This window comes from uncultured Paracoccus sp. (genome assembly GCF_945915435.1).
In the GTDB taxonomy this organism is placed as follows: Bacteria; Pseudomonadota; Alphaproteobacteria; order Rhodobacterales; family Rhodobacteraceae; genus Paracoccus.
This window is the reverse complement of the sequence record NZ_CAMEFG010000050.1, coordinates 19239-27592: the sequence shown is the minus strand read 5'-3', so window position 1 is coordinate 27592 and position 8354 is coordinate 19239. Positions and strand designations below refer to the sequence as shown.

General features: G+C 67.0%; 9 protein-coding genes. 2 read left to right on the top strand and 7 right to left on the bottom strand.

The window, feature by feature from the left end; all coding sequences use genetic code 11:
- The 6 genes from topA to Q0O97_RS14870 all read right to left on the bottom strand — a co-directional run.
- The coding region (topA, locus tag Q0O97_RS14895; protein WP_294931002.1) for a type I DNA topoisomerase at window positions 1-1523 on the bottom strand (1523 nt) is incomplete at its 3' end.
- Window positions 1524-1667: 144 nt separating this feature from the next.
- Complete coding sequence (locus tag Q0O97_RS14890) at window positions 1668-2507, bottom strand: ferredoxin--NADP reductase (RefSeq protein ID WP_294930999.1); 840 nt, start codon at window positions 2505-2507, stop codon at window positions 1668-1670.
- Window positions 2508-2559: 52 nt separating this feature from the next.
- Window positions 2560-2931, bottom strand: a complete 372-nt coding sequence (locus Q0O97_RS14885; RefSeq protein ID WP_294930996.1) for a DUF934 domain-containing protein — start codon at window positions 2929-2931, stop codon at window positions 2560-2562.
- Complete coding sequence (locus Q0O97_RS14880; protein ID WP_294930993.1) at window positions 2928-3659, bottom strand: phosphoadenylyl-sulfate reductase; 732 nt, start codon at window positions 3657-3659, stop codon at window positions 2928-2930. Before Q0O97_RS14880 ends, Q0O97_RS14885 begins: the two co-directional genes overlap by 4 nt.
- Entirely contained in the window at window positions 3652-5313 is a 1662-nt protein-coding gene (locus Q0O97_RS14875) for a nitrite/sulfite reductase (RefSeq protein WP_294930990.1), read from the bottom strand. The genes Q0O97_RS14880 and Q0O97_RS14875 overlap by 8 nt, the downstream gene beginning before the upstream one ends.
- The gene (locus tag Q0O97_RS14870) at window positions 5306-5671 is read right to left on the bottom strand and encodes a DUF2849 domain-containing protein (protein WP_294930987.1); all 366 of its coding nucleotides are present in this window, start codon (window positions 5669-5671) and stop codon (window positions 5306-5308) included. Before Q0O97_RS14870 ends, Q0O97_RS14875 begins: the two co-directional genes overlap by 8 nt.
- A gap of 122 nt (window positions 5672-5793) precedes the next feature.
- Between Q0O97_RS14870 and Q0O97_RS14865 the strand changes: the two genes are divergently transcribed.
- Window positions 5794-6279 carry an Lrp/AsnC family transcriptional regulator gene (locus Q0O97_RS14865; protein ID WP_294930984.1) on the top strand — a complete coding sequence of 162 codons (486 nt, stop codon included), beginning with the start codon at window positions 5794-5796 and terminating at the stop codon, window positions 6277-6279.
- Window positions 6279-7226 carry an arsenic resistance protein gene (locus tag Q0O97_RS14860; RefSeq protein WP_294930981.1) on the top strand — a complete coding sequence of 316 codons (948 nt, stop codon included), beginning with the start codon at window positions 6279-6281 and terminating at the stop codon, window positions 7224-7226. The genes Q0O97_RS14865 and Q0O97_RS14860 overlap by 1 nt, the downstream gene beginning before the upstream one ends.
- Here Q0O97_RS14860 and Q0O97_RS14855 read toward each other — a convergent pair.
- Window positions 7223-8335, bottom strand: a complete 1113-nt coding sequence (locus tag Q0O97_RS14855; RefSeq protein ID WP_294930978.1) for a pyridoxal phosphate-dependent aminotransferase — start codon at window positions 8333-8335, stop codon at window positions 7223-7225. The genes Q0O97_RS14860 and Q0O97_RS14855 overlap by 4 nt on opposite strands.
- Window positions 8336-8354: the final 19 nt, after the last annotated feature.

Sequence of the window (8354 nt, the reverse complement as noted above, 5' to 3'; positions counted from 1 at the left end):
GTGACGATGCTGGCATAGGTCGAGGGGCGGCCGATGCCCAGTTCTTCCATCCGCTTGACCAGCGTGGCCTCGGTATAGCGGGGGGGGGCCTGGGTGAAATGCTGACGCGCCAGCGCGCCGCCAGCCTCGTCCATCACCGCCCTGCCCTCGTCTTCGGCGTTCAGCCGGGCCAGTTCCGCCGCGAAGTGACCACCGACGAAGCGCGTCGCCTCGCCCTGCGACATGGCGGGCAGGCGGGCGCTGTCCTCGCCCTCGTCGTCGTCGCGGCCCTGATCGTAGACCTTCAGGAAACCGTCGAACAGCATCACCTGACCGTTCGCGCGCAGCCCGACCTGATTGTCGGGGCTGGCGATCTCGACCGTGGTGCGCTCCATCCGCGCGGCTTCCATCTGGGACGCGATGGTGCGTTTCCAGATCAGGTCGTAAAGCGCCTTCTGATCCTTTTCGCCCAGCCGCAGCTTGTCGGGCGAGGCCATCATATCCGTCGGGCGGATACATTCGTGGGCCTCCTGCGCGTTCTTGGCCTTGTTCTTATACATCCGCGGGGATTTCGGCAGGTATTCCGGCCCGAAACGTGCCTTGATCGCGTCGCGGGCGGCCATCACGGCCTCGGGGGCCATGTCGATGCCGTCGGTCCGCATATAGGTGATATGGCCCGCCTCATAGAGCCGCTGCGCCGCCGACATGCAGGCCCGCGCGCCAAGGCCCAGCTTGCGGCTGGCCTCCTGTTGCAGGGTCGAGGTCATGAAGGGCGGCCACGGGTTGCGGCTGGCGGGCTTGGCGGTGACGCTGGCGACCTTCAGGTCGCGGCTTTCCAGCGCGCGCACGGCCAGCCGGGCGGCCTCCAGATTCTCCAGGTCGTAGCGTTCCAGCTTGCGGCCCGCATAGCTGACAAGCTGGGCATCGAACTCCTCGCCGCGCGGGGTGGCAAGGCGGGCGTGGACCGACCAGTATTCGCGGGGCTTGAACGCCTCGATCTCCATTTCGCGGTCGACGATGACGCGCAGGGCGACCGATTGCACCCGGCCCGCCGATTTCGCGCCGGGCAGCTTGCGCCACAGCACGGGCGACAGGTTGAAGCCCACCAGATAGTCCAGCGCGCGCCGCGCCAGATAGGCATCGACCAGAGGTTGGTCGATCTGGCGCGGATTGGCCATCGCCTCGGTCACGGCAGCCTTGGTGATGGCGTTGAAGGTCACGCGGCTGACCTCGGCCCCCTTCTTCAGCGCGGGGGCAAGGGCTTCCAGAAGGTGCCACGAGATCGCTTCGCCCTCGCGGTCGGGGTCGGTGGCCAGGATCAGGTTCGGGTCGCTGGCCAGCGCGTCCTTGATCGCCTTGACGTGCTTGCGGCTATCCGCGGCGATTTCCCATTTCATCGCGAAATCCGAATTCGGATCGACGCTGCCATCCTTGGGCGGCAGGTCGCGGACATGGCCGAAGGACGCCAGAACGGTGTAGTCGTCGCCAAGATATTTGTTGATCGTCTTGGCCTTGGCCGGAGATTCTACGACGACGACTGCCATGAAAATTCCTCAAATGATTCGGGGCGGCAAAATGGGCATGAGACCCGCATCTGTCAACGGCAGGCGGTCGCGCACCCTGCCCGCCCGGAACGCGAAACGGGGGCCGACAGCCCCCGCGACATGGTCAGGACAGGCGGGAAACGGTCAGACCCCGTCACCCACGAACGCCTTTTCGACAACGAATTCCTTGGGTTCGCTGTTGGCGCCCTCGCGCAGGCCGAAGCCTTCCAGCACCTCTTTCACATCCACGTTGAAGGCCAGGCTGCCGCAGATCATGGCGCGGTCGGTCGCCGGGTCCATCGGCGGCAGGCCCAGGTCCTGGAACACCTTGCCCGAGGTCATGTTGGCCGTGATCCGCCCCATCAGCGGCGATTCCTCGCGCGTGGTGGTGGGATAATACAGCAGGCGCTTGGCGAAATCCTCGCCGTAAAGCTCGCCCAGCAGGGGGTCGTGGCGCAGGTTCTCGACCAGTTCGCGGCCATAGGCCAGTTCGGCCCCGGTGCGGCAGGTGTGCATCATCACGACCTGCTCATAGCGTTCGTAGGTCTCGGGGTCGCGCATCAGGCTGGCAAAGGGCGCGATGCCGGTGCCGGTGGCCAGGAACCACAGCCGCTTGCCCGGCAAGAGCGCGTCCAGCACCAGCGTCCCCACGGGCTTGGGCCGCAGAATGATCTGGTCGCCGGGCTTGATATGTTGCAGCTTCGAGGTCAGCGGCCCGTCGGGGACCTTGATCGAATAGAACTCCAACTCGTCGTCCCAATTGGGCGAGGCGATGGAATAGGCGCGCAGCAACGGCTTGCCGTTGTCGCCCATCAGCCCGATCATCACGAACTCGCCCGAGCGGAAGCGCAGGCTTGCGGGCCGCGTCACGCGGAAGGAAAACAGCGCGTCCGTCCAGTGCCGGACCGAGGTGACGGTCTGCGCATCGGGCAGCGTCCGGGCGGGTTTGGTGGCGGCGTCGTCCAAGGGAAGATCCAGTGTCATGTCGTATTCCTGCGTTATCTAGTCGCTCGGCGTCCCGGATGAAAGCCCCTGCCTAGCCGGCAAGGCGCGACCTATGGTCCCATTCCTGCCAGTCGGCGCGAAACAGCCATTGCTCTTGCGGCTGGCGGGCGGCCAGTTCGGCGCTGATCTGGACCTCGTCGAAGCCGGTGCGGCGGGCCATCGCATATTGGTCGGCGATCAGCTTGCCCACGGCGCGCAGACGGCCCTGATAGCCGATCTCGCGCAGGCGGCGGGCCAGCGAAAAGCCGCGCCCGTCGGTCATGGCGGGAAAGTCGATGGCGATCAGGTCCAGATGCAGAAGATCGACCAGTTCCTCGGGCGGGGTGGCGGGCGCCAGCACCGGCGGCTCGGCGCCGTCATGGGGGTGAAAGCCGTCGTCGCGGACCAGAATCAGATCGCTCATGCCGTTGCTCCTGCGCGGACAGCACGTCCGCCGATAAAGTGAATGCCGCATTCGGTCTTGTTGCTGCCGCGCCAGCGGCCCGCGCGCGGGTCCTCGCCCGGCTTGATGGGCGAGGTGCAGGGCGCGCAGCCGATCGAGGCATAGCCGTTTGCGACCAGCGGGTGGCGCGGCAGCTTGTTTTCAGCCATGTATTCCTGCACGTCCTCGGGGCGCCAATGCGCCAGCGGGTTGACACGCAGGCGGTGGGGGGGTTCCGGCTCGAAGAATTCAAGCTGCTTGCGCTCGCCGCCCTGGAACCGCTTGCGGCCGGTGATCCAGGCATCGAAGCCCGACAGCGCACGTTCCAGCGGCACCGTCTTGCGAAAGTTGCAGCAGGCATCGGTGTTGAACTGATGCAGCGTGCCGTCGGGGTCGTTCAGCGCAACCTCGCGTTCGGTGGCGCGGATCACGCGCACATCGGTCAGTCCCAGTTTTTGCGTCACTTCAAGCTGGTAGTCCATCGTCTCGGCAAACAGCATCTGCGTGTCGATGAACAAGACCGGCGTTCCCGGCGCCACGACCGAGACCATATGCAGCAGCACCACCGATTCCGCCCCGAAGGACGACACCAGCGAGACCTGCCCAAGGTCGGGGTCGTTCAGCGCGCGGCGCAGGACCTCTATCGCCGCATGGTGCCGATAGCGGTCGTTGAGCCGCGCCGACCTGTCGTCGAGATTGCCGTCAAGCATGGGCCGTTTCCGGGTAGAGCGCGGCCTTGAACGGGCCGGTGCCAAGGCGGCGGTAGGCGTCGATGAACCGCTCTTCGGGCGTCTCGCGCAGTTCCAGATAGGCATCCACCAGCCGGTCGATGGCCGGGACGACCTCTTCGGCGGGGAAGCCCGCGCCCGCGCGCTCGCCGATGGCCGGGATGTCGTAGCCGTCGCCGCCAAGCGTGATCTGGTAGTTCTCGACCCCCGCCCGGTCCAGACCAAGGATGCCGACATGGCCAAGGTGGTGATGCCCGCAGGCGTTGATGCAGCCCGAGATGCGGATGTTGAACTGGCCGATCTCGTCCTCCAGCCCGCGCGCACGGAAATGGTCGGCGATTTCCTGCGCGATGGGGATCGAGCGCGCCGTGGCCAGCGTGCAGTAATCCATGCCGGGGCAGGCAATGATGTCGCTGATCCGCCCGGCATTGGCCGTCGCCAGCCCCGCGGCCAGCAATTCGCGATAAAGCGCGTGCAGGTCAGACTTGTGGACATGGGGCAGCACGATGTTCTGGTCATGCGCGATGCGGATGTCCGAATGGCCGTAACGCTCGGCCAGGTCGGCGATCAGGCGCATCTGCGCATCGGTGCAGTCGCCGGGGGTCACGCCGGGGGCCTTCAGCGTCACGGTGGCGCTGGCATAGCCCTGCACCCGGTGGGCCGACAGGTTGGTGTCGGTCCAGGCGCGGAAACCGGGGTTGGCGGCGCGTTGCGCATCATAGTCGCCCACCGGCGCATCGCGGAAATCAGGCGCGGCATAACGGCGCTTGAGGTCGGCCAGCACCCGCTGGTCCACGCCCTTGAAGACGGCGCGGCGGCGGGTGAACTCGGCCTCGATCTCGTCGCGCATGACGTCCAGTCCGCGCTCGGCCACGGTGATCTTGATGCGGGCCTTGTATTTGTTGTCCCGGCGACCGGCGAGGTTGTAGGTCATCAGGATCGCCTCGACATAGGGCAGCAGATCCTCCTCGGGCAGGAAGTCGCGCACGACCTTGCCCAGCAGGGGCGTGCGGCCAAGCCCGCCGCCGATCCAGACCTGGAAGCCCATCTCGCCCGCCTCATTGCGCACGATCCGCAGCCCGATGTCGTGGGCGGCGATCACTGCGCGGTCCTTCTCGCCTGCGGAAATGGCGATCTTGAACTTGCGCGGCAGGAACTGGAACTCGCCATGATCGGTGGACCACATGCGCAGCAGTTCGGCATAGGGCCGCGGATCGGCGATCTCGTCGGCGGCGGCGCCCGCGAAGGCGTCGGTCGTCACGTTGCGGATCGTGTTGCCCGAGGTCTGGATCGCATGCAGCTCCGCATCGGCCAGCACGTCCAGCATGTCGGGAATATCGACCAGCCTGGGCCAGTTGAACTGGATGTTCTGGCGCGTGGTGAAATGGCCGTAACCCTTGTCCCACTTCTGCGCCAGCAAGGCCAGCGTGCGCATCTGGTCGGGGCTGATCGTGCCATAGGGGATCGCGATCCGCAGCATGTAGGCATGCAGTTGCAGATAGACGCCGTTCATCAGGCGCAGGGGACGGAACTCTTCCTCGGTCAGGCTGCCGTCCAGGCGCCGCTCGACCTGCGCGCGAAACTGCGCGGCGCGGTGGCGGTAATAATCGATATTGCTGGGACGGACGTCAAACATGGCTGGCCTCGGCTTTCGAGATGGCGGCGGCATTGTCATTGGCGGCAGCGGAACCGGCCTGCTTGCCGTGGAAATAGTTGGACGGCCCCCGGCGGCGGAACTCCTCGCGGAAATGGGTCGGCTCGGGGCCGTCGGGGCCAAGGCGGACTTGCGCGACATAGGGGCCGACGACGACATGGCCCTGCGCCTCGGCCTCGATCAGCGCCAGGTCGGCACGGGCTTCGTCCTCAAACAGCGCGGCCTGGCGCGGATCGTCGGTCCAGCCGTCTTCGGTCATCCACACGCAATGACCCAGGCGCAGGTCGTTGGCGGTGACGACAGCGGGGGTTTCGGGCGAGGGCTTGAACGATTTCGACATTTCTGGGACCTTTTCGGAATACCTGTCGCAATATAGGAAAAAGTTCTGTAATTTGGCGAGTGCTTGGGAAAAATAAGGATGATATACGTCACAATGGCCCACAAACGGGATGAGGTTCCGAAATGAGCGCAGATAATCAGACCGTCTTCCGGCTGGATGACACGGATCGGAAAATCCTGTCCGTGCTGCAACAGGATGCCACGCTGTCGCTGGACGAGGTGGCGGCCCGCGTCGGCACCTCGAAGACCCCTGTCTGGAACCGCATCCGCAAGCTGCGCGAGGCCGGGGTGATCCGCGCCGAGGTGGCGATTCTCGACCCCGATTCGCTGGGGTTGGAGGCCTGTTTCTTCGTCCTGGTCCGCACCGCCGAACATGACCAGGACTGGGCGCAACGCTTCCTGAAAACCGTTCGCGCCCGCCCCGAGGTGCTTGAGGCGCACCGGCTGGCGGGCGACATCGACTATATCCTGAAGGTCCGCGTCCAGAACGCGCGCGCCTACGACCGCTTCTATCAGGCGCTGATCTCGCAGGTGAGGATCCACAACGTCACCGCGCTGCTCTCGATGGAAGAGATCAAGGCGACCACCGCCCTGCCCCTGCCCGCGTGATGCGGGACTGGCTGGAGCGGCACCAGATCGCGGTCTATTTCGGCTGCGTCGCCCTTGGCGCGATCGCGGCGCTGGCGCTGCCGGGCACGGGCGGATTGCAGGCGGCGATCAACCCGGCACTGGCGCTGATGCTGTTCGTGACCTTCTTGCAAGTGCCGCTGGCCCTGATCGGGCGGGCCTTCGGCGAATTGCGCTTCATGGCCGCGCTGCTTTGCAGCAATTTCGCCATCCTGCCCGTGCTGGCCTTCGCGCTGTCGCGGTTCGCGCCCGACGACGCGCTGCTGCGGCTTGGCGTGCTGATGGTGCTGCTGACGCCGTGCATCGACTATGTCATCACATTCGCCCACCTGGGGCGCGCGGACGCGCGGTTGCTGCTGGCCTCGACCCCGGTGCTGCTCTTGATGCAGATGGCGCTGCTGCCGCTATATCTGGCGCTGTTTCTGGGCGAAACGGCTGCGGGGCTGGTCCGGGCCGGGCCGTTCCTTCACGCCTTCGGCTGGCTGATCGCCCTGCCGCTGGTGTTGGCGGCGGTGGTCCAGGCCTGGGCACGGCGCAGGCCGGACGGCGCGCGGGTGGCGGATGCGCTTGGGCTGTTGCCGGTGCCCGCGACGGGGCTGGTGCTGGCGCTGGTCGTGGCGGCGACGGTGCCGGTGCTGGACCGCGCCTGGGGGCAGGCGCTGGCGGCGCTGCCGCTTTACCTCGCCTTCGCCGTGCTGGCGCCGGGGGTCGGCTGGATCACGGGCCGCGCCTTCGGCCTGGGCAGCGGGGCCTTGCGGGCGCTGTGCTTTTCATCGGCCACGCGCAATTCGCTGGTGATCCTGCCGCTGGCCTTCGCCGTGCCCGGCGCGGTCCCCGTCCTGCCCGCCGTCATCGTCACGCAGACGCTGGTCGAACTGCTGGCCCAACTGGCTTACATCCGGCTGATGCCGCTGGTCCGGGGGCGCTAGCCCGCCCGCGCGGCCCGCAACGCATGGGGCAGGGTTTCGGCCAACACATCCAGTTCGGCATCGGGACCGCAACTGACGCGAATGCAGCGGTTGAGGGGGGCCACGCCCGGCATGCGGACAAAGACGCCCTGCGCCGCCAACCCCTCCAGCACGCGGCGGGCGAAAGCGCCGTCCCGCCCGCAGTCCACCGCGACGAAATTCGTGGCCGAGGGCAGCGCGGACAGCCCGTTTTCCGCCGCGATGGTCCCGATCCGGCCGCGGGCGGCCCCCACCATCGCCACAGTCCGGCGCAGCCAGTCCTGATCCCTCAGCGCCGCCAACGCGCCGATCTGCGCGGTGCGGTTCATGCCGAAATGGTTGCGGATGCGGTCGAAGCCCGCGATCAGCCGCGCCGGGCCGATGGCATAGCCCACCCGCGCGCCCGCCATTCCGTAAGCCTTGGAAAAGGTGCGAAAACGGATCACGCGGTCGTCCTCGGGGTCGATCTGCGGGATCGCATCGGGCGGGGCGAAATCGGCATAGGCCTCGTCCAGGACCAGCAGCGCGCCGGGCGGCAGGGCGGCGGCTATCGCCTCGATGCGCTGGCCCGAATGCCACGTGCCCATCGGGTTGTCGGGATTGGCCAGATAAACCAGCCGCGCGCCCGTCCGCGCCGCCAGCGCAAGCAGCGCGTCGGGGTCCTCGGCATCGTCGCGATAGGGGGCGCGGTGCAAGACGCCGCCGAAACCCGCCACGTGATAGTCGAAGGTCGGATAGCCCCCTTCCGAGGTCACGACCCCCTCGCCCGGCGCCACCACCAGCCGCACCAGCAGGCCCAGCAACCCGTCGATCCCCTCGCCGACCATGATGTTTGGGGGCGCGACGCCGTGATGGGCGGCCAGCGCCTGGCGCAGGTCGTGGCTGTGGGAATCGCCGTATTTCCAGATCCCGCCCCCCGCATCGGCCATCGCCGCCACCGCAAGGGGCGAAGGGCCGAAGCCGTTTTCATTGGCCCCAAGGCGCGCGCGGAAAGCTGCGCCGCGCTGGCGTTCAAGCGTCTCGGGGCCGACGAAGGGGACGGTCTCGGGCAGGGATTGCGGGATCGGGGCAAAGCGCAGGCGGTCTGTCATGCCCATGACATTTGCCCAA

Bases quoted from the DNA above. Each gene is read 5' to 3' on its own strand.
- Q0O97_RS14890 (WP_294930999.1), bottom strand. From the start codon at position 2,507: ATGACACTGGATCTTCCCTTGGACGACGCCGCCACCAAACCCGCCCGG.
- Q0O97_RS14885 (WP_294930996.1), bottom strand. From the start codon at position 2,931: ATGAGCGATCTGATTCTGGTCCGCGACGACGGCTTTCACCCCCATGAC.
- Q0O97_RS14880 (WP_294930993.1), bottom strand. From the start codon at position 3,659: ATGCTTGACGGCAATCTCGACGACAGGTCGGCGCGGCTCAACGACCGC.
- Q0O97_RS14875 (WP_294930990.1), bottom strand. From the start codon at position 5,313: ATGTTTGACGTCCGTCCCAGCAATATCGATTATTACCGCCACCGCGCC.
- Q0O97_RS14870 (WP_294930987.1), bottom strand. From the start codon at position 5,671: ATGTCGAAATCGTTCAAGCCCTCGCCCGAAACCCCCGCTGTCGTCACC.
- Q0O97_RS14865 (WP_294930984.1), top strand. From the start codon at position 5,794: ATGAGCGCAGATAATCAGACCGTCTTCCGGCTGGATGACACGGATCGG.
- Q0O97_RS14860 (WP_294930981.1), top strand. From the start codon at position 6,279: ATGCGGGACTGGCTGGAGCGGCACCAGATCGCGGTCTATTTCGGCTGC.
- Q0O97_RS14855 (WP_294930978.1), bottom strand. From the start codon at position 8,335: ATGACAGACCGCCTGCGCTTTGCCCCGATCCCGCAATCCCTGCCCGAG.